Origin of the sequence: Amycolatopsis vancoresmycina, from assembly GCF_000716785.1 — a bacterium.
Classification (GTDB): domain Bacteria; phylum Actinomycetota; class Actinomycetes; order Mycobacteriales; family Pseudonocardiaceae; genus Amycolatopsis; species Amycolatopsis vancoresmycina.
The window spans coordinates 1,110,010-1,136,686 of sequence record NZ_JNYY01000001.1; the positions used below are offsets into that span (position 1 = coordinate 1,110,010).

28 protein-coding genes are annotated in these 26,677 nt (G+C 72.2%); 14 read left to right on the plus strand and 14 right to left on the minus strand.

Translation table 11 applies throughout. The features are described from left to right. Window positions 1-38: 38 nt before the first annotated feature. Window positions 39-569, plus strand: a complete 531-nt coding sequence (locus OO60_RS04685; protein WP_003094607.1) for a MarR family winged helix-turn-helix transcriptional regulator — start codon at window positions 39-41, stop codon at window positions 567-569. Here OO60_RS04685 and OO60_RS04690 read toward each other — a convergent pair. Continuing rightward, complete coding sequence (locus OO60_RS04690) at window positions 566-1,177, minus strand: GTP cyclohydrolase II (protein ID WP_003094609.1); 612 nt, start codon at window positions 1,175-1,177, stop codon at window positions 566-568. The genes OO60_RS04685 and OO60_RS04690 overlap by 4 nt on opposite strands. Window positions 1,178-1,273: 96 nt before the next feature. Between OO60_RS04690 and OO60_RS04695 the strand changes: the two genes are divergently transcribed. After that, complete coding sequence (locus OO60_RS04695; RefSeq protein ID WP_003094611.1) at window positions 1,274-1,906, plus strand: LysE family translocator; 633 nt, start codon at window positions 1,274-1,276, stop codon at window positions 1,904-1,906. Between the two features lie 30 nt (window positions 1,907-1,936). On the opposite strand, the gene OO60_RS04700 is transcribed toward OO60_RS04695, so the two are convergent. Further along, the gene (locus OO60_RS04700; protein ID WP_003094614.1) at window positions 1,937-2,995 is read right to left on the minus strand and encodes a cobalamin-independent methionine synthase II family protein; all 1,059 of its coding nucleotides are present in this window, start codon (window positions 2,993-2,995) and stop codon (window positions 1,937-1,939) included. A gap of 254 nt (window positions 2,996-3,249) precedes the next feature. On the opposite strand from OO60_RS04700, the gene OO60_RS04705 reads away from it, so the two are divergent. Beyond that, the gene (locus tag OO60_RS04705; RefSeq protein WP_003094616.1) at window positions 3,250-3,513 is read left to right on the plus strand and encodes a DUF3040 domain-containing protein; all 264 of its coding nucleotides are present in this window, start codon (window positions 3,250-3,252) and stop codon (window positions 3,511-3,513) included. A gap of 22 nt (window positions 3,514-3,535) precedes the next feature. Then, on the plus strand, window positions 3,536-4,564 hold the full coding sequence (locus OO60_RS04710; RefSeq protein ID WP_003094619.1) for a DNA polymerase IV: 1,029 nt from the start codon (window positions 3,536-3,538) through the stop codon (window positions 4,562-4,564). A 32-nt stretch (window positions 4,565-4,596) separates the two neighbouring features. Here the strand turns inward: OO60_RS04710 and OO60_RS04715 are convergent, their stop codons facing one another. Beyond that, on the minus strand, window positions 4,597-5,259 hold the full coding sequence (locus OO60_RS04715) for a TetR/AcrR family transcriptional regulator (protein ID WP_003094622.1): 663 nt from the start codon (window positions 5,257-5,259) through the stop codon (window positions 4,597-4,599). An 87-nt stretch (window positions 5,260-5,346) separates the two neighbouring features. Here OO60_RS04715 and OO60_RS04720 point away from each other — a divergent pair, with 87 nt between their 5' ends. The 5 genes from OO60_RS04720 to OO60_RS47055 all read left to right on the plus strand — a co-directional run bounded on the left by OO60_RS04720 (window position 5,347) and on the right by OO60_RS47055 (window position 9,353). Then, window positions 5,347-6,237, plus strand: coding sequence for an AurF N-oxygenase family protein (locus OO60_RS04720; protein ID WP_003094635.1), 891 nt, complete (start codon window positions 5,347-5,349; stop codon window positions 6,235-6,237). A gap of 54 nt (window positions 6,238-6,291) precedes the next feature. Next, window positions 6,292-6,945 carry a hypothetical protein gene (locus OO60_RS04725; RefSeq protein WP_003094637.1) on the plus strand — a complete coding sequence of 218 codons (654 nt, stop codon included), beginning with the start codon at window positions 6,292-6,294 and terminating at the stop codon, window positions 6,943-6,945. Continuing rightward, on the plus strand, window positions 6,942-7,424 hold the full coding sequence (locus OO60_RS04730) for a GNAT family N-acetyltransferase (protein WP_033260824.1): 483 nt from the start codon (window positions 6,942-6,944) through the stop codon (window positions 7,422-7,424). The genes OO60_RS04725 and OO60_RS04730 overlap by 4 nt, the downstream gene beginning before the upstream one ends. A 191-nt stretch (window positions 7,425-7,615) precedes the next feature. Continuing rightward, window positions 7,616-9,076 carry an adenosylhomocysteinase gene (ahcY, locus tag OO60_RS04735; protein ID WP_004559112.1) on the plus strand — a complete coding sequence of 487 codons (1,461 nt, stop codon included), beginning with the start codon at window positions 7,616-7,618 and terminating at the stop codon, window positions 9,074-9,076. A 121-nt stretch (window positions 9,077-9,197) separates the two neighbouring features. Then, the gene (locus OO60_RS47055) at window positions 9,198-9,353 is read left to right on the plus strand and encodes a hypothetical protein (protein ID WP_004559113.1); all 156 of its coding nucleotides are present in this window, start codon (window positions 9,198-9,200) and stop codon (window positions 9,351-9,353) included. A gap of 294 nt (window positions 9,354-9,647) precedes the next feature. Here the strand turns inward: OO60_RS47055 and OO60_RS04740 are convergent, their stop codons facing one another. The 7 genes from OO60_RS04740 to OO60_RS04770 all read right to left on the minus strand — a co-directional run bounded on the left by OO60_RS04740 (window position 9,648) and on the right by OO60_RS04770 (window position 14,869). Beyond that, window positions 9,648-9,857 (minus strand): hypothetical protein, encoded by a 210-nt coding sequence (locus OO60_RS04740; protein ID WP_004559114.1) that lies wholly within the window; start codon window positions 9,855-9,857, stop codon window positions 9,648-9,650. Between the two features lie 101 nt (window positions 9,858-9,958). Then, on the minus strand, window positions 9,959-10,852 hold the full coding sequence (ku, locus tag OO60_RS04745) for a non-homologous end joining protein Ku (RefSeq protein ID WP_004559115.1): 894 nt from the start codon (window positions 10,850-10,852) through the stop codon (window positions 9,959-9,961). Window positions 10,853-10,936: 84 nt separating this feature from the next. Next, window positions 10,937-12,163, minus strand: coding sequence for a styrene monooxygenase/indole monooxygenase family protein (locus tag OO60_RS04750; protein ID WP_004559116.1), 1,227 nt, complete (start codon window positions 12,161-12,163; stop codon window positions 10,937-10,939). A 22-nt stretch (window positions 12,164-12,185) separates the two neighbouring features. Then, window positions 12,186-12,812 carry a GTP-binding protein gene (locus OO60_RS04755; RefSeq protein WP_004559117.1) on the minus strand — a complete coding sequence of 209 codons (627 nt, stop codon included), beginning with the start codon at window positions 12,810-12,812 and terminating at the stop codon, window positions 12,186-12,188. Further along, on the minus strand, window positions 12,787-13,155 hold the full coding sequence (locus OO60_RS04760; RefSeq protein WP_004559118.1) for a DUF742 domain-containing protein: 369 nt from the start codon (window positions 13,153-13,155) through the stop codon (window positions 12,787-12,789). Before OO60_RS04760 ends, OO60_RS04755 begins: the two co-directional genes overlap by 26 nt. A gap of 29 nt (window positions 13,156-13,184) precedes the next feature. Then, window positions 13,185-13,622 (minus strand): roadblock/LC7 domain-containing protein, encoded by a 438-nt coding sequence (locus OO60_RS04765; RefSeq protein WP_004559119.1) that lies wholly within the window; start codon window positions 13,620-13,622, stop codon window positions 13,185-13,187. Beyond that, window positions 13,619-14,869, minus strand: a complete 1,251-nt coding sequence (locus OO60_RS04770) for a sensor histidine kinase (protein ID WP_033260825.1) — start codon at window positions 14,867-14,869, stop codon at window positions 13,619-13,621. The genes OO60_RS04765 and OO60_RS04770 overlap by 4 nt, the downstream gene beginning before the upstream one ends. A gap of 349 nt (window positions 14,870-15,218) precedes the next feature. On the opposite strand from OO60_RS04770, the gene OO60_RS04775 reads away from it, so the two are divergent. From OO60_RS04775 to OO60_RS04790, 4 genes are read left to right on the plus strand one after another with little or no spacing between them, the layout of a single operon-like run. Next, on the plus strand, window positions 15,219-15,887 hold the full coding sequence (locus OO60_RS04775) for a TetR/AcrR family transcriptional regulator (RefSeq protein WP_003083185.1): 669 nt from the start codon (window positions 15,219-15,221) through the stop codon (window positions 15,885-15,887). Continuing rightward, the gene (locus tag OO60_RS04780; RefSeq protein WP_003083188.1) at window positions 15,881-17,614 is read left to right on the plus strand and encodes an ABC transporter ATP-binding protein; all 1,734 of its coding nucleotides are present in this window, start codon (window positions 15,881-15,883) and stop codon (window positions 17,612-17,614) included. Before OO60_RS04775 ends, OO60_RS04780 begins: the two co-directional genes overlap by 7 nt. After that, window positions 17,611-19,623 (plus strand): ABC transporter ATP-binding protein, encoded by a 2,013-nt coding sequence (locus OO60_RS04785; protein ID WP_033260826.1) that lies wholly within the window; start codon window positions 17,611-17,613, stop codon window positions 19,621-19,623. Before OO60_RS04780 ends, OO60_RS04785 begins: the two co-directional genes overlap by 4 nt. A gap of 55 nt (window positions 19,624-19,678) precedes the next feature. Beyond that, window positions 19,679-20,746 (plus strand): DNA polymerase ligase N-terminal domain-containing protein, encoded by a 1,068-nt coding sequence (locus OO60_RS04790; protein ID WP_033260827.1) that lies wholly within the window; start codon window positions 19,679-19,681, stop codon window positions 20,744-20,746. Here OO60_RS04790 and OO60_RS04795 read toward each other — a convergent pair. The 4 genes from OO60_RS04795 to OO60_RS04810 form a co-directional block, all read right to left on the minus strand. Continuing rightward, window positions 20,736-21,116, minus strand: coding sequence for an SPW repeat protein (locus OO60_RS04795; RefSeq protein WP_033260828.1), 381 nt, complete (start codon window positions 21,114-21,116; stop codon window positions 20,736-20,738). The two genes, OO60_RS04790 and OO60_RS04795, sit on opposite strands and share 11 nt — an antisense overlap. Before the next feature lie 90 nt (window positions 21,117-21,206). Beyond that, window positions 21,207-21,716: a hypothetical protein gene (locus OO60_RS04800; RefSeq protein WP_081655854.1), complete on the minus strand. Its 510-nt coding sequence runs from the start codon at window positions 21,714-21,716 to the stop codon at window positions 21,207-21,209. A gap of 100 nt (window positions 21,717-21,816) precedes the next feature. Beyond that, the gene (locus OO60_RS04805) at window positions 21,817-24,738 is read right to left on the minus strand and encodes an AfsR/SARP family transcriptional regulator (RefSeq protein WP_033260829.1); all 2,922 of its coding nucleotides are present in this window, start codon (window positions 24,736-24,738) and stop codon (window positions 21,817-21,819) included. Between the two features lie 106 nt (window positions 24,739-24,844). Beyond that, the gene (locus OO60_RS04810; RefSeq protein ID WP_033260947.1) at window positions 24,845-25,549 is read right to left on the minus strand and encodes a DJ-1/PfpI family protein; all 705 of its coding nucleotides are present in this window, start codon (window positions 25,547-25,549) and stop codon (window positions 24,845-24,847) included. Window positions 25,550-25,648: 99 nt separating this feature from the next. Between OO60_RS04810 and OO60_RS04815 the strand changes: the two genes are divergently transcribed. Beyond that, on the plus strand, window positions 25,649-26,626 hold the full coding sequence (locus tag OO60_RS04815; protein WP_033260830.1) for a GlxA family transcriptional regulator: 978 nt from the start codon (window positions 25,649-25,651) through the stop codon (window positions 26,624-26,626). Window positions 26,627-26,677: the final 51 nt, after the last annotated feature.

The following is a 26,677-nucleotide window of genomic DNA, read 5'->3' on the forward strand; positions in this document are numbered from 1 at the left end:
GCCCCCGCGGGGAACCCTCTTTCGCCTAACCTGGCCGCATGACGGACCGACCGGCCGACCTCGACTACCTCTCGTTCGTCGACTACGCGGTCGGCAAGACGCAGGCCGAGCTGCCCGCGACCGACCCGGTGGCGATGCGCCTGGGCCTCACGCTGCACCGCCTGGCGGGCGCCTTGGTCTACGACTGGGAGTCGACGGTCCACCGCCCCCGCGGCTGGAGCTGGGGCGGGTTCCGGGTGCTGTTCGTGCTGTGGCTGGCCGGGCCACTGGAGTCCCGCCACGTGGCCCGCCTGGCCGGGATGAGCCGCGCGGCGGTGTCGGCGCTGGTCAAGACCCTGGAGCGGGACGGCCTGGTGACGCGCACCCAGGTGCCCCACGACCGCCGCGCGGTCCGGCTGGCCCTCACGGAGGCGGGCCACACCGCGGTGACCGACGCCTACCAGGAGCACAACACGCGCGAGCAGGCCTGGGCGGCGTCACTGACCCCGGCGGAACAGAGCGTCCTGATCGGCCTGCTGGAGAAGCTCACCACGGGCCCGGCGGCCGCGGCCGCCCAGCGCCTGGCCTAGCTGGCCAGGCCGGGCAGGGTCAGCGTGTGCCCGGTCTGCTCGGCCTTGGCGCGCAGGTACCGGACGTTGTTCTCGGTCGCGAACACGCCGGTCGGGACCTGCTCGCGCACGGCGATACCGGCCGCCCGCAGCTGCGCCGCCTTGTCCGGGTTGTTGGACAGCAGATCGACCCGCCCGACATCGAGCGCGCCCAGCATCTGCGCGGCGACGGTGTAGTCGCGGGCGTCTTCGGGCAGGCCGAGCGCGGCGTTGGCGGCGTAGGTGTCGAGGCCGCCGTCCTGCAGGGCGTAGGCGTCGAGCTTGTTGTACAGCCCGATCCCCCGGCCCTCCTGACGCAGGTAGAGCAGGTAGCCCCCGGCCTCGGCGATCCGCGTGACGGCCTCGGCCAGCTGCGGGCCGCAGTCGCAGCGCGCCGACCCGAAGACGTCACCGGTGAGGCATTCCGAGTGCGGCCGCACCAGCGGCACGTCACCGGGGGTGCCGAGGACGAAGGCCAGGTGCTCGCCACCGTCGGCCAGCCCCCGGAAGGTCACGGCCTCGGCGTCGACGGCGGGCCCACCGCCGAGCCGCAGCGGAATCCGCACCCGCGTCCGCACCTCGGCCGTCATGCCCTCGCCCCTGGAGTCACCCACATGATCGACCCTACACGAAGTTCAAATTCGAACACCGAAAACCGGTCGCGCCCGGGTCGTATCCTCGGGGTCATGATCCCCGGGACCACCGCCGCCTCGTTCCTGCTGGTCGTCGTCCTCGGGGCGATGTCGCCCGGGCCCGACTTCGTCGTCGTCACACGCTCCGCGCTCGCCGGCGGGCGGCGGGCCGGGATGGCCGCCGGGCTCGGGATCGCGCTCGGGGTCTTCGCCTGGGTCGTGGCGATCGCCCTGGGGGTCGCCGCCGTGCTCACCGCGTCCGCGATCGCCTTCACCGTCGTCAAGCTGGCCGGGGCCGCCTACCTGGTCGTGCTCGGGGTCAAGGCGTGGCTGGCCGTGCGCCGCGGTGAGTACCGGGATCTCGGGGACGCCGCCGTCGCCGAGCGGCTCGGGGCCGGCGCCGCCTTCCGGCAGGGGCTGGTGACCAACCTGCTCAACCCCAAGGTGGCCGTGTACTTCCTCGCGCTGCTCCCCCAGTTCCTCCCCGCCGGCGGCGCCACCCTGCAGACCCTCGAACTGGCCGCGATCGCCACCGGCGGCACCGTGGTGTGGTTCGTCACCCTCGCCGTCGTCGTCGGGGCGCTGAAGCGGTTCTTCGCCGCCGGTCGCGTCCGGCGGGTGCTCGACGCCGTGCTGGGCAGCGTGCTCGTCGCGCTCGGGCTGAAGGTCGCCGCCGAAACGGCGTGAGCCCGGGTCCCGGGCCCACGCCGCCGGCGCTCAGAGGGCTTCGGACGCCAGGCGCGTGCCCTCGACCCGGGCCGCGATCTTCGCGAACGCGATGTCGCGCGAGGTCGACGTGTCGTCGGCGAACGGCGAGAACCCGCAGTCGTCGCACGTGCCGAGCCGGTCGGCCGGGAGGTACTTCGCCGCCGTCAGCACCCGGTCGCGGACCTCTTCCGCCGTCTCCACCCGCGGGTCGATCGGGTCGGTGACGCCGACGAAGACCCGCTGGTCGGCCTTCAGGTGGTCGGCGATCACCCGCAGCGCGCGCTCGGGGTCGGCTTCGCTGGCCAGCTGGACGAAGAACCGGCCGGCCTTCAGGTCGAACAGCGCGGGCAGCAGGCCCGCGTAGTCGACGTCGAGGCTGTGCACCGAGTCCTGGTCACCGCCCGGGCAGGTGTGGACGCCGATCTTCGCGCGCTCCTCGGCGGTGAACCGGTCGAGCACGGCGTTGTTGAGCTCGACGAACTGCCGCAGCAGGCCGCCCGACGGGTCGAGCTTCAGCGACAGCCGCCCCTCGGTGAAGTCGATCTGGACGCTGTCCGCGCCCGCGTCGAGGCTGCCCCGGATGTCCGCCTCGGCCTCGTTCACCAGGTCGGCGACGAACTGCTCCTGCGAGTACCCCTCGATCCCGTCCGCCGGGTAGATCAGCGAGAGCGCCGACGCGGCGATCACCGCCTGCTTGACCGGCCGCTCGGTAAGCGTTTTCGCCCGTGTCAGGTACGAATCGGCGTGGGTCGCGTAGCGGAACGGGCCCGCGGTCAGCCGTGGCAGCTGCCGGGTGTGCCCGTCGGCGAACGGGATGACGACGCCGTCCGGTGCCAGCGCCTCGAGCCCGGCCAGCGGGTACGTCGCGAAGCTCGGCTTGCCCTGCTCCCCGTCGCTCAGCACCGGTGACCCGGTCTCCTCGAACCGGCGGATGGTGTCCGCCAGCGCGCGGCTCTCCAGCTCGGCGAGCGCGGCGGCGTCGATCCGCCCGGCCGCGAACTCGCCGAGGCCTTCGACGAGGTAGCCCGGGCGCGGGATGCTGCCGATCGGTTCGGTGGGCAGGGTCATGGAATCCTCCGCTTGCTTGAAGGTCCTGACCGGCCACGAGCACGGCTGCAGGACGTGGCCGCCCCCAGCCGTCCGGCCGTGACCGGCCACGTTCACGCAGCAACTTAACGTGGCCGAGACCGGTCACGGAGCGCGGATCACCCGGTCGGCCCAGCAAAAAGCACGAAATCGGAAGACGTTCAGCGGTTAGCGAGGAGGACGATTGGGTATTCGCTACGGCGACACGGCGGGTTCGGCGCCGAAGGAGTGCCCCGATGCTCAGTCACCACGACCGCACCGAGCTCGAGAAGATCGAGCGCAGTCTCGAGCTCAGCGACCCCGACCTGGCTGCCGCGCTGCGCGACGGCCGCCGGCCGAAGTCGCGCGCGCTCCGCAGCACCCTCCTGATCGTCTTCGACGTCACCGCCGTGACCCTGCTGGTCCTGGGCCTCGTGCTGCCCGACCCCGGGGTGACGCTGTGCGGCATCCTGGCCCTCACCGGCACCGTCTGGACCCACGTGGCGCGGCACCGCCCCTGACGATCTGAGGCAGACTGGCGGGGTGAAGTGGGTCCTGCACGTCGACCTCGACCAGTTCATCGCCGCGGTCGAAATCGCCCGCCACCCCGAGCTGCGCGGGAAGCCCGTCGTGGTCGGCGGCAACGGTGATCCGGGCGAACGCGCCGTCGTCGCGACGGCGTCGTACGAGGCCCGCGAGTTCGGCGTCCAGTCCGGCATGCCGCTGCGGATCGCCGCCAAGCGCTGCCCGGACGCGGTCTTCCTGCCCAGCGACCCGGACGCCTACCTCGAGGTGTCGGCGCGCGTGATGGCCGCGGTGCGGGAGCTGCCGGTGGTCGTCGAGGTGCTCGGCTGGGACGAGGCCTTCGTCGCCGCGGACACCACCGACCCGGAGGCGCTCGCGGTGTCGATCAAGGAGGCGGTGGCGCGCGAGACGGGGTTGTCGTGCGCGGTCGGGATCGGCGACAACAAGCTGCGGGCGAAGCTCGCCACCGGGTTCGGCAAGCCGGGCGGGATCTTCCGGCTGACGCAGGAGAACTGGTGGGAGGTGATGGCGGCCCGCCCGACCGACGCGCTGTGGGGCATCGGCGGCAAGACGGCGAAGAAGCTCGCTGAACTGGGCATCCACACCGTTTTCGAGTTGGCGGGCGCGGACCCGGAAGAGCTCGCCGCGCGGTTCGGCCCGAAGACCGGCCCCTGGCTGCGGCTGCTCGGCGGCGGCATCAGCGACGCCGAGGTCAGCGCGACGCCGTGGGTGGCGCGCTCCCGCAGCCGCGAGACGACGTTCCAGCGCGACCTGGCGGACCCGGCGGAAATGGCGGCGGAGGTCTCGGTGCTGGCGAAGCGCGTCGCCCAGGACGTGCTCGACGAGGGTCGTCCGGCGGCGCGGGTCGCGGTCAAGGTGCGGTTCGTGCCGTTCATGACCCACACGCACAGCATCACGCTGCCGGAACCGACGTCGGACGCGGCCGCGATCGACCGGGCGGCACAGGAGGTCCTGGGCATGTTCACCCTGACCCGCGCGGTGCGCCTGCTGGGCGTCCGGGCCGAGTTCCCGCGCGAGGAGTCGTGAGTGGTAAGGCGAGTTAGAACCCGCCTTACCACTCACGACGGGCCGCGGGAGACCTCGTCCGGGAGGGGCAGGGGGCGGTCCGGGTCGAGGGTCACCCCGCCGGCGCGCAGCGTGTGGTCCAGCATCGCCCAGATCGTGCCGGTGAGCTGACCGGTCAGCTGGGGCAGGGTGAGCGCGCCCGGGTGGTCGAGCCAGCGGGTCGTCGCCGATTCGACGTAGCCGACCAGGCCGAACGCGATCGTGTCGCCCGGGGCCGGGTCCAGCCCGAACGCCGTCAGGTAGCCGGTGAACAGGCCGCTGAGGTGGCGGGCGATCGCGCCGCGGACGTCCGGGCCGTCCGGTACCCCGCGGGCGAGGTAGCGGTGCAGGGCGGCGTGCTCGGTCAGCCAGCGCAGGTGCGTCGAGATCACCGTCGAGATCATCTCGTTCGGCGAGCCCTCCGGGTGCCAGAGCGGCGCCAGGTCGGCCGTCACCAGCTCGGCCGCCCGCTGCGCGATCGCCCGGCGGAGGTCCGCCGCGCCGTCGAAGTGCCGGTAGAGGCGGGTGCGGGCGACGCCGGCGCGTTCGGCGATCTGCTCGGTCGAGACGTCCGGGCCGTGCTCGGCGATGGCCGCCAGGGCCGCGTCGACGAATTCGGCGCGCCGCCGCTCCTGCTGGCCCGCCCAGCGCGCGGCCCGTCCGTCGACCTTGGTCACGGCGGAAGCCTACTCAGGACCGCCCCAGGCGGTGTACGCTCCCGAAGTAGCTAGTACATCGCGTACCCCCTACTTTCGGAGGCCGCCATGGGCGTCGAGGCCCAGGACCGGGACGTCACCGCGGCTCGCCTGCTCAAGAGCTCCGCGAAGAACTCCTACGACCCGTATGTCGACATCGACTGGGATGCGCCGCTCGCCGAGGGCAAGGCGTACATGCCGCTCGAGCGCGTCTCCCTCTACGGCACGGACCTCTGGGCGAAACTGACCCCGGAGCAGCGGATCGAGCTGTCCAAGCACGAGATCGCCAGCATCATGAGCGTCGGCCTGTGGTTCGAGATCGTCCTGATGCAGCTGCTGGCCCGGTACGTCTTCGACCTGGACGCGCGCACCGAGCACGCCCAGTACGCGATGACCGAGATCGGCGACGAGACCCGGCATTCGGTGATGTTCGCCCGCACCGCCGAGCGGCTCGGCGTCCCGCGCTACGGCGTCCCGAAGGCGGTGCACCGCGCCGCGAAGGTGTTCGGCGCGACCGCCGCCGGGCCGTCGATGTTCGCCAGCGTGCTGGTCGCGGAGGAGACCACCGACCGGCTCCAGCGGTCGATGATGGACGACGACGGCATCCAGCCGCTGATCCGCTCGGTCAACCGCATCCACGTGGTCGAGGAGGCGAGGCACGTCCGGTTCGCGAAGGAGGAGGTGCTGCGGGAGACGCCGAAGCTGTCGAAGGCGGCCCTGCAGCGGCACCGGCTGCGGACGGCGCTGGTCGCGTTCGGCGTGATCGACAGCATGGTGGACGCCCGGATCTACCGCAGCGTCGGCATCGCGCCGCGCGAGGGCCGCGCCGCGGCGCTGGCGAACCCGCACTTCCACGAGACGCGCCGCTGGATGGCGGAGAAGATCGTGCCGTTCCTGCGGGAGGCCGGGTTGATCGGCGGCCGCTCCGAGGGCCTCTGGCGGCGCGCACACCTCTTGTGACGCCGGGGCCGGAAGACCCTTCCCGGCCGATCCCGGCTGCGCCATCCTTTCCGGATGACCGCAGCCTTCCCGCCGGATCCGAAGCCCCGGCCCCTGCTCACCCGGCCCGCATTCACCGGCCTGGCCGGCCTCCTCACCGGCGCCCTCCTGGTCGGCGTGCCGTGGCTGGTGACGAGCCGGAGTGGCGCGGAGCCGGACGGACGGCCGCTGGCCGCGCCCGCCGCGCTGGGCGAGCTCGGCCGGACCGAGGACGCGGTCGCGAAGATCGACAACGTCCGGGGCCAGGCCCAGATCGCCCGCGTCGGAAAGGCCGACCGGGAGACCGGCGCCCGCGTGTCGGCGGCCTACGGCGGGGCGGCCGCCGTCGTGCAGGAGTACCGGGACGACCGGCTGCTCCGCGGCCTCCAGCTGACCGCCGTGCGCGCGGCCTCTCCGGAGCTGATCGCCACGTACGAGGACCCTCAGGCGCTCGGCGTGGCCAAGCCGGGCACCGAGCTCGTGCGCGTCGGCGCCGTGCAGTGCCTGGTGCACAACGATCCCGCCGCACCCGGGTCGGCGCCCGACCCGGAGCTGTCCTTCGTCACGAACTGCCAGCGCACCGGACCGGGCCTCACCGTGGCCGTCCGCAGCCTCGGCGCCGACGGCAACCGCGACCCGGCGAAAATCGCGAGCCTCCTCGATCAGGCGTGGGACACACTGAGCCGGTGATCACCACCAGACCCGCCCGCGAAGACGACGAAGCCGCGCTCGCGAAGATCGACGAGCGCACCTGGACCCCGGCCGTCTCCCCCGCCCCGGCGCCCCCGGCCGGCACGCCGTTCTTCGACGACGGCACGCGCCCCGAGGACGTCCTCGTCGCCGAGCACGACGGGGTGGTCGCCGGGTACGTGCGACTCGGCGAGGGGTTCGGCGTCCCCGCCCACCGGCACGTCCGCGTGCTCGACGGGCTCGCCGTCGACCCGGACCGCCGCCGGCTCGGGATCGCGGGGCGGCTCGTCGAGGCCGCCGTGGCCGAGGCGCGGCGGCGCGGGGCCCGCAAGGTGACGCTGCGAGTGCTCGGCCCCAACGCCGGCGCCCGGCGGGTCTACGAACGGTGCGGGTTCGTCGTGGAAGGCGTGCTGCGGGGCGAATTCCGCATCGACGGCGCCGACGTCGACGACGTTCTCATGGCGCGCTCGCTCGCTTGACAGCCTCGCGGCCGCTTTGCCATCCTGGTGCCGGGCCGAGAGGCGCTGCGACGGAAATCCTTCCGCCACGCTCGGCCCGCCGACCACGACTGCAAGGGCGCCTCCCGCGAGGGAGGTGCCTTTTTCTTTGTCCGCAAGAACTTCGCGCCTCTCGAGCGTTCCGTCGACGAATCCGGAGAGTGCACCGAAGAATGAGTGACAAACTGCAGACCCGAAACGGCCTCGACTTCGCCGTGGCCGACCTCACCCTCGCCGACGCCGGCCGCACCCAGCTGCGGCTGGCCGAGCACGAGATGCCCGGCCTGATGGCGATCCGCCGCGAATACGCCGCCGCGCAGCCGCTGAAGGGCGCCCGCATCGCCGGGTCGCTGCACATGACCGTGCAGACCGCCGTGCTCATCGAAACCCTGGTGGCGCTCGGCGCCCAGGTGCGCTGGGTGTCCTGCAACATCTTCTCCACCCAGGACGAGGCCGCCGCCGCGGTCGTCGTCGGCCCGGAGGGCACCGTCGACGCCCCCGCGGGCACGCCGGTGTTCGCCTGGAAGGGCGAGACGCTCGAAGAGTACTGGTGGTGCACCGACCAGCTCTTCGCCTTCCCCGGCGGCCAGGCCCCGAACATGATCCTCGACGACGGCGGCGACGCCACCCTGCTCGTCCACAAGGGAGTCGAGTTCGAAGCCGCGGGCGCCGTCCAGCAGCCGTCCGAAGAGGACCCCGAGGAGTTCCGGATCATCCTCGACACCCTCCGCGCGAGCCTCGCCGCCGACGGCGACCGGTTCACCCGGATGGCCAAGGAGATCCGCGGCGTCACCGAGGAGACCACCAACGGCGTCAAGCGGCTCTACAAGCTCGCCAAGGACGGCGAGCTGCTCTTCCCCGCGATGAACGTCAACGATTCCGTGACGAAGTCCAAGTTCGACAACAAGTACGGCATCCGGCACTCCCTTGTGGACGGACTGAACCGGGCCACCGACGTGATGATCGGCGGCAAGCGCGTCGTCGTCTGCGGCTACGGCGACGTCGGCAAGGGCGCGGTGGAGGCCCTGCGCGGCCAGGGCGCCCGGGTCGCGGTCACCGAGATCGACCCGATCTGCGCGCTGCAGGCGGCGATGGACGGCCTCGACGTCGTGGAACTGGACGACGTCGTCGAGCAGGCCGACATCTTCATCACCACCACCGGCAACTTCGGCATCGTCTCGGCCGCGCAGATGGGCCGGATGAAGCACAACGCGATCGTCGCCAACGTCGGGCACTTCGACAACGAGATCGACATGGCCGGCCTGGCGAAGCTGCCCGGCGTGGTGAAGAGGGAGATCAAGCCGCAGGTGCACGAGTGGACGTTCCCGGACGGCCACGCGATCATCGTGCTCTCCGAGGGCCGGCTGATGAACCTGGGCAACGCGACCGGGCACCCGTCGTTCGTGATGTCGAACTCCTTCACCAACCAGGCCATCGCGCAGATCGAGCTGTTCACCAAGCCCGGCGAGTACGCCACCGACGTCCACCGGCTGCCGAAGCACCTCGACGAAAAGGTGGCCCGGCTGCACCTCGACGCACTCGGTGTGAAACTCACCAAGCTGACGAAGGCGCAGGCGGAATACATCGGCGTCGACGTCGAAGGGCCGTACAAGCTCGATCACTACCGGTACTGATCCGAGATTGCTCCATTCGCCGTAGTTTGGTTTATCGGGAAACTGGCCATCCTCCCGGCGAGAGCGCATCCGCCCGGACGGCACGGAGCCGGGCCGGGTCTCATGCGAAGGAGTGTGTCAAGTGATCATTCTCGGTGTGATTCTCCTCGTCATCGGGTTCATCGTGGGCATCCCGGTGCTGTACACCATCGGTATCATTCTCGCGGTGGCCGGCGTGGCACTGGCCATCCTGGGCGGCACCGGCCGCCGGATCGGTGGCCGGGCGCACTGGTACTGATCCCGAGACCCCGCCACGGCCTGGCGCGACCGGCAGCACTGCCGGCCGCGCCAGGCCGTTCGGCCGTTACCGGCCGGACCGCCGCAACCGGCGAAAGGTAAGGGCAGCGCAAATTCCGCCGTGAATCCGCGAGCGATTCCGCTGCCCCGACGGCGAAACGAAAAGGGTCCTCCGGCTCCGAGGGGGAGGGAGAGCCGAAGGACCTCGTTAGTGTTAGCACATCGCCAAGCTGCTGTACACAGCTGCATACACGATCGTGTGACCGTCTTGACAAGCTTCTTACGCCGCGAAGGCTCAGGAAGCCTGGCGCAGCAGGGGTTTCAGTGGCGTGCCGGTGCAGCCGCACCCGCCGCCGACACCCTGGCAGTCGACGATCAGCGCGTGCCGGATCCGATCACCGTCCCCGCAGGCCGGTTCGGTGCACTCGGCGAACCCGACGTCCGGATGCACCACCAGCGTGCCGTGGCAGTGGTCGATCCCGGCGTCGCAGGAAGCACACTCCATGTCCGCACCGCCTTTCCGCGCTCCTCCCCCACGGTAGAACCGGCGGGCACGGGGGCGCGGTAGCCGGGCGGCGTGTCGGCACAACCACCCGTCCGAGCGGCTCAGGCGGACTTCGGCGCCCGCTTGCGGGCGGCCGGCTTCTCCTTCGCCGGCTTCTCGTCCTCTTCGGACGCATCGGACGCCTCGGCCGCAGCGGACCCCTCTGAGGCGGACTGCCGCGACTTCTTCGCGGCGTCCACACTGGCCTGGAGCGCGGCCATCAGGTCCACGACGTCGGCCTTGGCGGTGACCGCCGCCGGCTTGGTCGTCTCGTCGCCGGCGACCTTCGCCTCGATCATCTCTTCGAGGGCCTCGCGGTAGTGGTCGTGGTACTTCTCCGGCTCGAACACCGGCTCGGCCAGCGAGTCGATCAGCGACCCCGCCATGGTCAGCTCCTGCGGCCGGATCTGCGGCGGGTCGTCGCGCAGGAACGGGAAGTCGGGTTCGCGGACCTCGTCCGGCCACAGCATGGTCGTCATCACCAGGACGTCGGCGTGCACCCGCAGCACCGCCATGCTCTCCCGCTGCCGGACCGCGACCTTGGCGATGGCCACCTGGCTCGACTTGTGCAGCGCGTCCCGCAGCACGACGTACGGTTTCACCGCGTTCTTCTGCGGCTCGAGGTAGTAGGTCCGGTCGTACTGGATCGGGTCGATCGACTCCAGCGGCACGAACTCCAGCACGTCGATGGTGCGCTGGGTGGACAGCGGCAGCTCGGCCATCTCCGCGTCGGTGATCACGACCATCTCGCCGTCGGGCAGCTCGTAGCCCTTGGCGATCTCGGCGTAGGGCACCTCCTGGCCGTCGATCGTGCAGAACCGCTTGTACTGGATGCGGCCGCCGTCGGCCTCGTGCACCTGCCGGAGGGAGACGTTCTTGTTCTCGGTGGCCGCGTACAGCTGGATCGGGATGCTGACCAGCCCGAAGGACACCGAGCCCTTCCACATCGCCCGCATGCCACGTACCTCCGGTAGACCAGCCTGCCGCCTTCACGCTACGTGACAACCGTAGCCCGGATCGTCCGTCGGCGACAGTCTGATCTAGACCTCTGCCAGGTACTTCTCCCAGAGTGCGGGGTCCATGAACCAGTGCTGGAAGTCCGCCGGGTCGGTGAATCCGTTGGCGAACCGCCGCGCCACGGCCGGGTTCTGCCCCGCCACCCCGAGGATCTGGAGCACGTGCGGGGGCGGCGGCAGGAGCAGCGCGTTCGTCCATTCGGTGACGTGCCGGGCGTACTCCCAGTAGCGCTCGAACGTGGCTTCCATCCACGCCGCGTCGAACGGCCGGTCGGCGCGCTCCACGATCGCGTCGAGGTAGGTCGCCGCGCAGTGGCTCGCGTTGTTCGACCCCTGCCCGGTGATCGGGTCGTTGGCCACCACGACGTCGGCCATGCCCAGCACGATCGCCCCGCCGGGCAGGGTGCCGACCGGGTGCCGCACCACCGGCGGGTACCCGCCGGCGAGGGTCGCCTTCGCGTCGGTCAGCTCCGCCTCGCGGCAGCGGTCGTACTCCCACGGCACGAACTGCCGCATCAGGTCGAGCACGCGCTTGAAGTGCTCGTCCGGGCCCGGGTGGTCGTCGAAGCAGTCCAGCGGCCCGCCGGGCACGCCTTCGAAGAAGAGGATGTCGCAGTTCCCGCTCAGCGTGTACGCGGGGATCATGAACAGCTCGCCGACGCCGGGGACGATGTTGAACCGCACCCCCAGCTTGTCCGGGTGCTCCGGCCGGCGCTGCACCCCGTGCGCGTAGACCAGGGACAGCGCGCGCATCGGCCGGGTGTACGGCGAGCGCTCCGGCACCCGGTCGAACAGCTGGACCAGCTCGCCCTTGCCCGCCGAGATGACGACCAGGTCGTAAAGGCGCGACAGCGCGTCCAGTTCGGACGTCATCACGCCGTGGATGACGAGCTTGCCGCCGCGGTCCTCGAACAGCTCGAGCCAGCCGGCCATCTTCACCCGCTGGTCGACCGACTGCGCCGGGTGGTCGAGCTCGGCGAACCAGTCGAGCGCGCGGCCGCCGTCCGGCGCCGCCACCGAGACACCGAGGCCCTCGACGTTCACCGTCTCGGCCTCCCACAGGTTGATTCCGAGGTCCCGCTCGTGCTGCAGGGCGTCGTGGAACATGCACTGCGTCGACATCACCCGCCCGTGCCGGATCTCCTCCGGCGTCCGCGCGGACATCACCGTGACGTCGTAGTCCTTCGCCTGCAGCCCGAGGGCCAGCTGCAGCCCGGACTGCCCGGCACCCACCACCAGGACCTTGCGCATGGAGCTCTTCACCTTCCGGGGTTCAGGCGTGCGGGGTGCTGGCGGCCAGCTCGCGGCCCGCCGGGCCGGAGAGCACCGCCAGCGACAGCGTGTGGCCGACCAGCTCGGTCAGGGTGGCGATCGTCGACGCGCGGTCGCGGGCGTCGCAGGTCACCAGCGGGACGGCCGGGTCGAGGGCGAGGGCGTCGCGCACCTCGTCGAGGTCGTGCACCGGCTTGCCCTCGAACTGGTTGACGGCCACCACGAACGGCAGTTCCGAGTCGTTCTCGAAGTAGTTGATCGCCGCGAACGACTCGTCGATCCGGCTGGTGTCGACCAGCACGACCGCGCCGAGCGCGCCCCGGCTCAGGTCGTCCCACAGGAACCAGAACCGCGCCTGCCCCGGCGTGCCGAACAGGTACAGCAGCAGGTCGGGACGCAGGGTGATCCGGCCGAAGTCCATCGCCACGGTCGTGGTCGACTTGCCGCCGGGCGGGATCTCGTCGATGCCCGCCCCGGCCTCGGTCATCCACGCCTCGTTGCTCATCGGCGGCACTTCCGACACCGCACCGACGAAGGTGGTCTTGCCGACACCGAAGCCCCCGGCGACGACGATCTTCGCGGAGATCGTCAGCAGATCGCCCTCAGGCGGGGAGCCGCTTGAGCCCATCAAGGATCCTCTCGAGCACGTTGGTGTCGTGGTGGTAGGCGTGCGCGGTGGGGTGCACGAACACCGCACCCTGGGCGGCGAGGTCGCCGATCAGCACCCGCACCACACCCAGCGGCAGGTCCAAGCCGACCGAGAGCTCGGCGATCGAGCACCGCACCCGGGCGCGTTCGTAGAGCGAGCGCGACTCCGGCATCAGCGTGTCACTCAGCGCCGGGTCGTACTCCGGCACCGACACGAGCGTCTCGACCAGCAGCTGGAAGCGGGTGCCGGTGCGACCGCCGGTGAGCGCGTACGCGCGGATGCGGCGGCTCCGGCGCAGCAACGGGGTGTCCGGTGTGGACACGGCATTCACATCCTTGTGCGGCACGGGCGTCACGTCCGGGGCCGGCGCGCGGTCAGCACCTGCCGCAGCTCCGCGCGCACCTCGGGGGTGAGCGCGTGCCCGGCGTTGGTGATGAACTGGGTCATCTCGTAGGCGACCACCTTCATGTCCGCCTCGCCCGCGGTCAGCACCGCGAGCCCGGCACCGGAACCGATGCCCATGAACAGGAAGTAGCCGTGGGTGAGCCGGATGATGATCTGCTCGCAGCTGCCCTTCCCGAACAGCGCGGCGCTGTTGCCGGCGAGGGAGAGCAGGCCGCTGGCGATCGCGGCCAGCTGTTCGGCCTCGGCCTCGCCGACCGAGTCCGACGCGGTGAGCGGAAACCCGTCCACGCTCATGATCAGCGCGTGGCTGACGCCGTGGACCTTCCGGACGAAGTCGTCGAGCAGCCAGGTGAAGTTCGCCGTGGCCGGCTGGGGCGTGCTCACCGGGTGGTTCCTCCGGGCGTCTCGTCCTGCCGGGTGCGGTGCTCCGCGAGGGCGGCCTGCTCGCCGTCGGCGAACGCGCCGAGGTCGGCGAGCAGCTGCTCGTGGCCGGCCGCCGGGCCGTCCCCGGGTGGCGGCGGAGGCGGTGGGGCCGGTTCCGGGGCGGCGCCGCGGATGCTGCCGGGCACGCGGCGCGGCAGGCCGTTCGCCGTGGTCCCGCCGACGGCCCGCTCGACCGGCCGCGGCCGCGGGGTGGGCCGCAGTGGCGCCGGCGCCGGTTCGTCCCGCCCGCGGCGGCGCGGCAGCTCGCCGGTGGCGGCCGGCTCGTGGCCGCCCTGGCCCGGTTCGCCGGCCGCGGCACCGTCCGGGGCCCCGCCCCGCACGGAAACGGTGCGCGTACCCGACCAGGCGTGCTCGGCGAGCTCGGTCACGACGCCGGTGGGCAGCAGCACGGTGGCCACCGTGCCGTGCGGGCTGCGCCGGTCGAGCCGCACGGTGACGCCGTGCCGGGCGGCGAGGCGGGCGACCACGGCGAGGCCCATGTGCCGCGCCGAGGCGTCGTCGAGGTCGCCGCCCGCCGCGAGCCGCGCGTTGAGGTCCCCGACGCGGTCGGCGGGGATGCCGATGCCCTCGTCCTCGATCCGGACGAGGACGCTGCCCTGCTCGGTCAGGTGCGCGCTCACGTGCACCGGCGAGCTCGGCGAGGACTGGTTGGCGGCGTTGTCGAACAGCTCCGCCAGCACCCGCCCCAGGTCTTCGGCGGCGAAGCCGACGACGCCGAGGTTGACCACGCGGCCGATGGTGATCCGGGCGTAGTGGTTGATCGAGGACATCGCCGCGCGCATCAGGTCGAGCACCGAGGTCGCGCGGGCGGCGTCGTCGGCGGTGTCCTGGCCGGCGAGCACCCGCAGGTTCTCGGCGTTGCGTCGCAGCCGCGTGGCGAGGTGGTCGAGCTGGTAGAGCTCGGCGAGGCGGTGGTGGTCCTCCTCCCCCGCCTCCAGCTCCTCCAGCCGGGCGAGGAGCTGGTCGAGCAGGTTCAGGTCACGCAGGGCGACGCTCGCGCAGATCTCGGCCAGCACGCCTTCGCCGCCCGGCGCCACCGGCGGCGGCAGCTCCGTGATGGCCGGCCCGGCCGGGGGCGCGTACCCCGGGTGCTTCGGGGGCGCGGTGAGGAACTGCGCGGCGGCCACGCGCGAACGGTCCAGCAGGACGCGTGATCGATCCAGGAGTTCCCGGGCCCGGCTCGCCATGTGGTCCCACTTCTTCCTTGCTCGAGTGCGCGAAACGACGGTGCGGCGCCGACCCCCGGCGGCGACGCGGCACATGCAAGCAGAAAGGTTCGTGGGATGTCCACAGCCGGTCCCCGCACGATTGCCCTGCGTGATCGTGATTTCGGAGCGTCGCTGCTGGTGAGCGCAGTGGATTAGGCCATTCGGTTCAATTTTGCATTTTGCACCCCGCAACAGAGCGCACACGGCCGGCGAACCCGCAGCTGAAGCAGGCCCTCGCAGGGAAACCCGGGCCGTGTCCGATTCATCCCAACTTTGCGTGCCACGCAATTTTTTGCGTGGCACGCAAGATTTTCGCTACACTCTGCACATGCCGCCGGACGAACTCCCGAAGCTGACCCTGCGGGAGCGGAAGAAGCGCGAGGCCCGCCGGGCGCTCGCGCAGGCCGCGCTGCGGCTCACGCTGGAGCGCGGGCTGGAGAACGTCCGGGTGGAGGACATCGCCACCGAGGTGGGCGTCTCCCCCCGCACATTCAACAACTACTTCTCCAGCAAGGAGCAGGCGGTCTGCGCCGTGGTCGTCGACCGCCACGAGGGGATGCGCGAGGCCCTGCTCGCCCGCCCGGCGGGCGAACCGCTGTGGGAGTCCGTCAAGCAGGCCGTACTCGAGCAATATTCGCGTGAAGGCGAGCCGGATCGCGCGTATGTTGCCCGTATCCGGGAGCTGATGGGCCAGCTCATGCTGCGGGGCGAGTTCCTGAACGCCCACGCGGCGGTCGAGCGGGTCCTCGCCGAGACGATCGCGAAACGGGTGGGCGGTGTGGACCACCTGCTGTGCCGCCTGATGGCCTCCTCGGTGGAAAGCGCCGTCCGCGTCGCCTTCGTCAACTGGTTCACGAGCGAAGGCGAACCGCTCCTGCCGACCCTGGAGCGGTTGCTGGACGAGCTGGCCGCCGGGATGCCGACCCTGACCGGTGGCACCGAAGGAAAACCCGACCCGAACACCACCACCACTCCACTGGGGGAACCGTTGTGCTAGTCAAGCTCCTGCGCAGCCACCTGCGCCCGTACCGGGGCACGCTGTGGGTGATCGTCGTGCTCCAGCTGGTGCAGACGATCGCCATGCTCTACCTGCCGACGCTGAACGCCGACATCGTCGACAACGGCCTGATCAAGGGCGACATGGGCTACATCCTGCGGATCGGCGCGGTGATGCTCGCCGTCACGCTGGCCCAGATCGCCGGCTCGATCGGCGCGGTCTACTTCGGCGCGCGCACGGCGATGGCGATCGGCCGCGACATCCGCGCCGGGGTCTTCCACCGGGTGCAGGACTTCTCGGCCCGCGAGGTCGGCCAGTTCGGCACGCCGTCGCTGATCACCCGCACCACCAACGACGTCCAGCAGGTCCAGATGCTGGTGCTGATGACGCTGACGCTGATGGTGTCCGCGCCGATCATGTGCGTCGGCGGCATCATCCTGGCGCTGAACCTCGACGTGCCGCTGTCGTCGCTGCTGCTGGTGATCGTGCCCGTGCTCGCGGTCTCGGTCGGGTTCATCATCGCCAAGATGCGGCCCGCGTTCCGGCTGATGCAGGTCCGGATCGACCGCATCAACCAGATCCTGCGCGAGCAGATCATGGGCATCCGGGTCATCCGGGCGTTCGTGCGCGACAAGCACGAGCGGCAGCGCTTCGACGCCGCCAACGACGAACTGCTGACGGTTTCGCTGCGGGTCGGGCGGCTGATGGCCCTGATGTTCCCGATCGTGATGCTGGTGATGAACGTTTCCAGCGTCGCGGTGCTGTGGTTCGGCGGCCAGCGGATCGACTCCGGCAGCATGCAGATCGGGGCCATGACGGCGTTCCTGTCGTACCTGCTGCAGATCCTGATGGCCGTCATGATGGCCACGTTCATGTTCATGATGGTGCCGCGCGCGGAGGTCAGCGCCGAGCGGATCAGCGAGGTGCTGGACACCGAGTCGAGCGTGCGCCCGCCGGTGACGCCGATCCGCCCGGGCGCGGTGCACGGGCACCTGGAACTGTCCGGTGTGGAGTTCCGCTACCCCGGCGCGGAAAAGCCGGTGCTGTGCGACATTTCGCTGATCGGGCGGCCGGGTGAGACCACCGCCGTGATCGGCTCGACCGGCACCGGCAAGACGACGCTGCTCAACCTGATCCCCCGGCTGATGGACGCCACCGCCGGCACGGTGAAGGTCGACGGCGTCGACGTCCGCGACCTCGACCCGGCGGTGCTCGCCCGCGCGGTCGGGCTCGTGCCGCAGAAGCCGTACCTGTTCGCCGGGACGGTGGCGAGCAACCTGCGCTACGGCAACCCGGACGCGACCGACGAAGAGCTGTGGCACGCGCTGGAAGTGGCCCAGGGCAAGGACTTCGTCGAAGCGATGCCCGAGGGCCTCGACGCGCCGATCGCCCAGGGCGGCACGAACGTCTCGGGCGGCCAGCGGCAGCGGCTCGCGATCGCCAGGATGCTTGTGCACAAGCCGGAGATCTACCTGTTCGACGACTCGTTTTCGGCGCTGGACTACGCGACCGACGCGGCCCTGCGCCGCGCGCTGGTCTCGGAGACGGCGGACGCGACGGTGGTCATCGTGGCGCAGCGGGTCAGCACGATCCGGGGCGCCGACCGCATCATCGTCCTCGACGAGGGCCGCGTCGTCGGCACCGGCACCCACCACGAACTCATGGACGGCAACGAAACCTACCGGGAGATCGTCCTGTCCCAGCTGACCGAGCAGGAGGCGGCGTGAGCACGACGGAATCGCCCAAGGCCGCCGTCACCGACACCGGGGAACGCCCGACGGCCCAGCGGCACCGGAACACCGGGGCCGCGGCCGCCGGGCCCGGGGCCCGGTTCATGGGTGGCGGCGCGCCGCCGGAGAAGGCCCTGGACTTCAAGGGCTCGCTCAAGCGGCTGCTGCAGCTGCTCAAACCGCAGCGGGCCGCCCTCGTCGGCGTCTTCGTGCTTGGCGCCGCCAGCGTCGCGCTGACCGTGATCGGGCCGAAGATCCTCGGCCAGGCCACCGACGCCATCCTCGCCGGCGTGCTCGGCAAGCAGGTGCCGCCGGGGGTCACCAAGGAGCAGATCGTCGCCGGCCTGCGGGCCCGCGGCGACGGCACGCTCGCCGACATCTACAGCCGGGTCGACCTCGTGCCCGGCGTCGGCATCGACTTCGACAGGGTCGGGCAGATCCTGCTGACCGTGCTGGCGCTGTTCGTCATCTCGTCGTTCTTCGGCCTGATCCAGGCCCGGCTGACGACGACCCTGGTGCAGCACGCGGTGTACCGGCTGCGCCAGGAGGTCGAGGAGAAGTTCGCGCGGCTGCCGCTGAAGTACTTCGACCGCCAGCCGCGCGGCGAGGTGCTGTCCCGCGTCACCAACGACATCGACAACCTGGCGATGTCGCTGCAGCAGACGCTGTCGCAGATCGTGTCGTCGCTGCTGACGGTGATCGGCGTGCTGATCATGATGTTCCTGATCTCGCCGCTGCTGGCCGCGATCGCGCTGCTCACGGTGCCGCTGTCGGCGGTCGTGGCGGCGAAGATCGGCAAGCGGGCGCAGCCGAACTTCATCAAGCAGTGGTCGACGACCGGGAAGCTCAACGCGCACGTCGAGGAGATGTACACCGGGCACTCGCTGGTCAAGGTGTTCGGCCGCCGCGACGAGTCCGCGGCGATCTTCGACAAGCAGAACGAAACGCTCTACCAGGCGAGTTTCCGGGCGCAGTTCATCTCCGGGATGATCCAGCCGGCGATGATGTTCATCGGCAACCTCAGCTACGTGCTGGTGGCGGTGATCGGCGCGCTGCGCGTCGCGTCGGGCAGCCTGACCCTCGGCGAGGTGCAGGCGTTCATCCAGTACTCGCGGCAGTTCAGCCAGCCGGTGACGCAGATCGCCAGCATGGCGAACCTGCTGCAGTCGGGTGTCGCCTCGGCCGAGCGGGTGTTCGCGCTGCTCGACGCCGAGGAGCAGGCCCCGGAGCCGGCGAACCCCGAGCGGCCGCCGGTGGTGCACGGGCGCGTCGAGTTCCAGGACGTCTCCTTCCGCTACCTGCCGGAGAAGCCGCTGATCGAGAACCTGTCGCTGACCGTCGAACCCGGGCAGACGGTGGCGATCGTCGGCCCGACCGGGGCGGGGAAGACGACGCTGGTCAACCTGCTCATGCGGTTCTACGAACTCGACCGCGGGCGGATCACGCTCGACGGCGTGGACATCGCGAAGATGAACCGCGAGGAACTGCGCGACCAGACCGGCATGGTGCTGCAGGACGCGTGGCTGTTCGGCGGCACGATCGCGGAGAACATCGCCTACGGCGCGGACGACCCGAGCCGCGAGGAGATCGTCCAGGCGGCCCAGGCGACGTACGTGGACCGGTTCGTCCGGACCCTGCCGGACGGGTACGACACGGTGCTCGACGACGAGGGCGGCACGGTCAGCGCGGGCGAGAAGCAGCTGATCACGGTGGCGCGGGCGTTCCTGGCCAAGCCGGTCATCCTCATCCTGGACGAGGCGACCAGCTCGGTCGACACCCGCACCGAGGTGCTGATCCAGCGGGCGATGAACGAGCTGCGCAGCGGCCGCACCAGCTTCGTGATCGCGCACCGCCTGTCGACGATCCGCGACGCGGACGTGATCCTCGTGATGGAGCACGGGCAGATCGTCGAGCACGGCGACCACGAAACGCTGCTGCACAGCGGTGGTGCGTACGCGCGGCTGTACGCGGCGCAGTTCGCCGAAGCCATGGCGGAAACCGACTGAAGGTTCGCCCCGGTACCCTGGACGCTCCGGAAGCGGAAGGGGTACTGGGGCACCCATGGCGGACAAACTCGAGGAATACCGCGGCAAGCGGGCCCGCGACCGCACCTCCGAACCGTGGCCGGACGGCCCGCCCGTCCCCGGCGACGACGACCTCTTCGTCATCCAGGAACACCACGCCACCCGGCTGCACTGGGACTTCCGGCTGGAACGCGACGGCGTGCTCGTGTCGTGGGCGGTGCCGAAGGGCCTGCCGCTCTCCCCCGGCGTGCCGCGCCTGGCGGTGCACACCGAAGACCACCCCATGGAATACCTCACCTTCTCCGGCGAGATCCCGGCCGGCGAGTACGGCGGTGGCCGGATGACCGTGTGGGACACCGGGAAGTACGAAACCCTGCACTGGAACGACCACAAGGTCGAGGTGGTCTTCCACGGCGAACGGGCGCGCGGCAAGTACCTGTTCACCAACCGGCACGACGAGGACGCCCGCGACTGGACCCTGCGGCGCCTCGACCCGGCCGAACCGGGCCACGAAGACGCGCCAGAGTTCCTCGAGCCGATGACGGCCGTGCCCGGCGGGCTGCCGCCGGACGACGACGAGTGGGCCTACGAATTCGCCTGGGGCGGCCTGCGCACGATGCTGCTGGTCTGCGGCGGCCGCGTCACCGCGCACGACGAGACCGGCGCCGACGTCACCGGCCGGTACCCCGAGCTGCACAAGCTCGGCGAACAGTTCGGGTCGACGGAAGTGCTGCTGGACGGCGAAGTCGTCGTGGTGAAGGACGGCAAGCCGTACCCGGACGGCCTCGAAGAGCGCCGCCGGGCCGACGGCGCGGCCGCCAAACGGCTCAAGGCCAGCTGCCCGGTCTTCTACTTCGCCGCCGACGTCCTGCACCTCGACGGCCGGGCGACGCTGGACCTGCCGTACACGAAACGCCGGGAACTCCTCGACGGCCTGGCGGTCGAGGACCGGCACTGGCAGGTGCCGCGCTACTACCTGGGCGGCGGCGAGGCCGTCGCCGGGGCCAGCCGCCAGCACGGCCTCCCCGGTGTCGTCGCGAAGCGGGCGGACAGCCCGTACCGCCCGGGCGGCGGCCCGGGCGACTGGCTGCTGATCAGGAACTGACCCGGCGCGCCAGCGCCACCCCCGCCACGACGACCACCAGCCCGGCCACGACGTTCCCGACCAGGGCGCCGGTCGTCGGCGAAGTCCCGCCGGACTGCCGGAGCAACCACGGCGAAACGGCGGCCCAGGCACCGAGGACCGGGACCACCCAGCCGATCAGCGCCAGCCGCCTGCTGGCCGTGCGGGCGATCGCCAGCGCGATCAGGACCAGGCCGACGAGCGTATCGCTCAGCGCGAGGACGCCCGCCCCGCCGAAGCCGGTGATCCACGGGGCCATGACCAGGTACAGCCCGGCCAGCAGGACGAAACCGGCCGCCGCGCCGGCCACCGCCGTGCGGTGCCGGGTGGCAGGAGAGCCAGTGGATGTCATTTTCCCACCTCCGCCCGGAGGAGTACCCGGCCGTCGCGGCCGGTAACCGGGGCCTGCCCGCCGCCCTCGATGCCGGCAGGCCCCGGTTCGTCAGCAACCGCAGGTGTAGTACGTGATGTCCCAGTGGTTGCCCTCGTCGCAGTAGAGGTTGCCCGAGCCGGCCTTCCACTGCGGGTAGCCGTCGCCGCGCAGGCCGATGTAGGAGAAGCTGTTCTTGATGTAGGAGTCGATGCAGCTGTTGTGCGAGATGTCCACCTTGTAGCCGTTGTAGTGGCTGTAGGTGCCCGACGCGTGGCCGACCTCGGTGCCGCCGGTGATGTTGATCGCGCAGCCGCTGGCTCGCTTCAGCGTGATGACCCCGTCGACCGTGCTCTGGTTGATCTGTTCGTAGGACGTGCACGTCGAGTTGGACCGCGTGGTGCAGTTCCCGCTCGACGAGTGCGTCACCCCGGCCGCGGACAGCTGCGACGCGGCCTGCGCCTGGGTGAGCTTGGTGACCTCGACGGTCGCCGACGCGGTGCCGATGGTCGCGAACACCGCCGTCGCGGCGGACGCGGCCAGCCCCAGTGCCACCCGCGCCAGCATCCGTTGTCCCCGCATGCGTTGTCTCCCTCGTAAGCCGATCCGGACGCCGCGAGCCAAATCGGGGCGGCCATAACTTCGCCAAACGAGACTCCCCGCGCGCCGGGCGGGCGGCGGGTCAGGTCCTGATCTTCGCCAAGACTTCACGAGTGCGGTCGCGGTCCGGGGATTCGCCGGTGACGGCGTTGAGTTCGCGCAGCGCGCGCAGTTCCCACAGCGGGAACCCGAGCTCCCGGAACACCCCCGCCGAGCTCCGCAGCAGCCGCACCGCTTCGGCGACGGCGCCGTCGGCTGCCTGCGTCCGCCCGAGGCTGAGCAGGGCGTAGCCGGCGCCGCGGCGGTCGCGCAGCTCGCGGAACACGCCCATCGCGGCGAGCAGGTGCCGCCGGGCGCCGGCCGGGTCGCCCGCGCGGCGGCGGGCTTCGGCGAGGCTGCGGTGGGTGTAGGCGGCCGCGTGCCGGTGCCCGATCTGCTCGAACAGCGTCAGCGACCGGGTCAGGAAGCGCTGCCCGTCGGCGAGTTCGCCGGCGTCGGTGTGCAGGTCGCCCAGGCTGCGCAGGACGTGCGCCTCCCAGTGCCGCTCGCGGGTCCGGAGGGCGCCGGTGAGCAGGTCGGCGGCCCGGTCGTGGCCGCCGTGGCGGCGCAGGACGTCGGCGTAGCGCTTCGCGGCCTGGTCGTGCCAGCGGCCGTCGTCGCAGTCCTGGGCGAGCAGCATGCTCACCTCGAAGCTCTCGACCGCGCGCCGCACGTCGCCGACGTCCTCGGCCAGGGAGCCCAGCTGCGCCGCCGCGGCCGCCTGCCCGCGGCGGTCCCCGCACGCGCGCAGCAGGCCGAGCGCCTCCTGCAGCTCGGCCTCGGCGGCCCGCGGGTCGCCGCCGTCGAGGTGGACGTCGGCGAGCGCGGCCAGCACCGCGCCGGTGCCCCGCGGATCGTCCAGGGCGCGGTAGCGGTGCTCGGCCATGACGAAGTAGTTCTGCGCCCGGCGCCAGTGGCCGTGCTGCGAATGGACGGCGCCGAGGTTGTAGAGCTTCTCGGCCTCCGCACGCGGGTCGCGGCGGCGGCGGGCCGCGGCCAGGCTCAGCACCGAGACGGCGCGGGCGGCGTGGCCGAGCCACGGCGTGCCCGCCAGCGCGGTGCAGGCGTCGGCGAGCCGTTCGGTCAGGTCGTGCCAGCCGGGCCCGCCCGCCAGCCGGGCGGCGGCGGCCAGGAGGGCGGTCTCCCCGGCCGGGTCGGCCGCGATCCGCCGGGCGACCGCCGGATCCGGCCTGGGCAGGCCGGGTGCCGGACGGCCGCGGGCGTGTTCGGCGTAGGCGAGCGCGGTCTCACAGGCGCGGCGCAGCGCGGCCCGATCGGCCTCCGCCGGGTTCTCGGCCAGCACCAGCCGCACGAACGGGGGCACCGCCCACCGCGGCCCGGCGGGGTCCAGCAGGTGGGCGGCGGCGAGGTCGTCGAGGCGGTCGCGGGCGTCGTCGAGGGGCCGGTCGAGCAGGGCCGCCGCGCACCAGTCCGGGACGGGGGTGCCGAACGCGGCGAGCAGCCTCAGCAGCGCAACGTCGGCGCCGCGCAGCGCCGACGTCACCGCGGCACGGACACCGAGGTCGCCCGCGGTCAGTTCGTCGAGCCGGCGGCGGTCGTCGGCCAGGCGCGCGGCGAGGTCGGCGACGCGGCGGCCCGGGCGCGCCGCGAGCTTCACCCCGGCGATCCGGACGGCGAGCGCGAGCCCGGCGCAGTGACCGAGAACCTGCTGGGCCGCTTCGGGTTCCGCGTGCAGCCGCGGCTCCCCCGCGATCGCCGCGAGCAGGCCGCGGGCGTCCTCTGTGGACAGTGCGCGCACCGGGACGGCCCTCGCGCCGCACAACCCGGGCAGCTCCCGGCGCGCGGTGACGAGCGTGGCGCAGCCGGGCCCGCTCGGCAGCAGGGCGCGCACCTGGGCCTCGGACGCGGCGTCTTCGAGCAGCACCAGCAGGCGCCGATCGGCGGTGTAGCCGCGCCAGAGCCCGGCCAGCCCGGCGCGGTCGGCCAGTTCCGCGGGAGTCGCGCCCAGGCGGCGCAGGAACCCGCTCAGCACGGCCGACGGCTCGGCCGGGGTGCCGTCTTCGGCGCGCAGCGAGGCGGTCAGCTGGCCGTCGGGGAACCGGCGGCGGGCCCGCCAGGCGGCCTGGACCGCCAGCGCGGACTTGCCGGCCCCGGCGGCCCCGTGCAGCACGACCGGCGCCGGGCCCCGCAGCGCGCGGGCGACGTCGGCGAGTTCGGCCGCACGCCCGGTGAAGTCGGGCACCGCCGGCGGGAGCTGGGCGGGCGGCCCGGGCGTCGTCCACTCCGTGCCGGCGATCCGGCGGTAGACCGCGGTGAGGTCGGCGCCCGGCCACACGCCCGCCTCGTCCCAGAGCGCCCGCCGGGTCCGGCGGAGCACCTCCAGGGCCGATTCGCGACGGCCGACGGCGCCGAGCGCGGCGGCCAGCCGGGCGGCGAACACCTCGTCCGCCGGCCGCGCCGCGACCACCGGGTCGAGCCGCTCGACCACGGACCGGCCGTCGCCGTCGGCCAGCTCCAGCTCGACGAGCTGCAGCAACGCCGCCGAGCGCCGGTCCGCCAGCCACAGCTTGTGCGCCTCCAGCAGCGGCCCGCCGGTGACGTCGGCGAACGCGTCGCCCCGCCAGCACGCGAGGGCCCGTTCGAGGGCACGGCGGCGCTGCGCCCGGTCGTCGGCCCCCGAGGACAGCAGCGCGAGGAACTCGTCGGCGTCCAGCTCCCCCGGCTCGAGGGTGAGCGCGTAGCCGCGCGGCCCGGACCGCAGCCGCTGCCCGGCCTCGGCGGCCCCGAGGCCGGGCGAGAGCGTCTTGCGCAGCTTCGACACGGTGACCTGGACGATCGCCGCGGCGCTCGACGGCGCGCCGTCCGGCCACAGCTCGTCGACCAGCGTGTCGCGGCCGACGAACTGGCCCGCCCTGGCGAGGAGGACGGCGAGCAGCCGCCGCGGCTGGGCCGCCGACGGCAGCGGGACGGAGGCCGTCACCGGCCCGAGGACCTGGAACCGCACGGCTACCACACCCCACCCGCGAGATCACCTGATCGAGCGAGCTGAATCTAACGGCCGGACACGTCGGCGGAACCCCGCTCACCCGGATGGCCGACGACGTTCGTCCTCACGCGTGGGCGAGCAGCTTCGCCAGCAGCGCGGGGTTCTCCGCGAGACCGTCGCGCAGGATGTGCTCCCGCATCGGCTTCAGGGCTTCGTCCGGCTGGTTCGCCCGGTCCAGCGCGCCCTGCGGCGGCTCGGGGTCGTACTCGACGGCGAACTGGATGCTGACCGCGACCTGCCGTCCGGCCAGCCGTTCCGCCAGGTGCAGGGCCAGGTCGATGCCCGCCGAAACGCCGGCGGCGGTGATCACCTCGCCGTCCTCGACCCACCGGCGGGCGACCGGGGTCGCGCCGACGGCGGGCAGCAGGTCCCGGAACATCCAGTGCGTCGTGGCCTGCTTGCCGTCCAGGAGCCCGGCCGCGCCGAGGACGAGGGAGCCGGTGCAGACCGACGTCACCAGCTCGGCGCGACCGGCCGCGGTGCGCAGCCAGGCGAGGAGGCGATCGTCGGCCATCGCGCGCAGCGTCGGCGCGCCACCGCCGGGCACCAGCACCGCGAAGGGCGACGGCACCTCGTCGAAGGTGTGGCTCGGGGCGATCCGCAGCGGGGTGTCGGTGCCGACGGTGTCCTTCGTGGCACCGACGACGACGGTCCGGAAGCGCGGGTCCAGCTGCGCGAGCGCGCTGAGCACCTGCAGCGGGCCGACGAGGTCCAGCGGCGTGAGGCCGGGGTACACGACGAAGGCGATGGTCTTCGGGTCATCGGTCATGCGGTTCACGGTGGCGTCCGCGCGGGACGCGGGCGGCGCTGATGTCCGGATTCCTGCGAACCACGTCCGAACGCCGGTCGCGGCTGCTAGCGTTCGATCATGCCAGGCTCACCCAGACGGGTTGCGATCGTCGGATACGCCGACGCCGAGCTGCTGGACATCGCCTGCCCCGCCGACGTGTTCGACGCCGCCAACCGGCTCGGCGCGCGCCCGCCGTACGAGCTCCAGCTCGCCTCGGTCGACGGCCACGCCATCCGCACCGGCTCCGGCCTGACGCTGCAGCCGCACCTGCGCATCGACCAGGTCGCCGGCGACCTCGACACGCTCGTCGTGGCGGGCGGCTGGGGCAGCACGGCCGCGGCGGCCGACGAGCGCGTCCTGACCCACGTCCGGCGGCTCGCCCGGACCAGCCGCCGGATCGCCTCGGTGTGCACGGGCGCGGAGGTGCTGGCCGCGGCGGGCCTGCTGAACGGCCGCCGCGCGACGACGCACTGGCGGTACGCGGCGCGCCTGGCCCGGGACTACCCGTCGGTGACGGTGGACCCGGTGCCGCTGTACGTCCGGCACGGCAACGTCTACACGGCGGCGGGCGTGACGAGCGGGCTGGACCTGACGCTGTCGCTGGTGGAGGCCGACCACGGGCCGTCGCTGGCGCGCGAGGCGGCCCGCGCGCTGGTGACGTACCTGCAGCGGCCGGGCAACCAGGCCCAGGTCAGCCTGTTCCTGACCGGGCCGCCACCGGAGCACCGCGAGGTCCGCGACCTGACGGCGTACATCGCCGAGCACCTCGACGCCGACCTCGGCACCCCGGCCCTGGCGGCCAGGGCGGGCCTGAGCACCCGCCAGCTGACCCGGCTGTTCGACGCCCACCTGGGCACGACCCCGGGCCGCTACGTCCGCACGATCCGCACCGAGCAGGCGGCCCGCCTGCTGTCCGGCACCGACCTCCCGCTGGCCACGATCGCCCGCCGCTGCGGCTTCGGCTCGACCGAAACGCTGCGCCAAGCCTTCCTCGACCACTTCGACACGCCCCCATCGGCCTACCGCCGCGTCCACATCCGCCAGTCCTACGGCTGATGCCCCGCCAATCACGCGAGATACGCGCCCAATCACGCGAGTTGCGCGGCT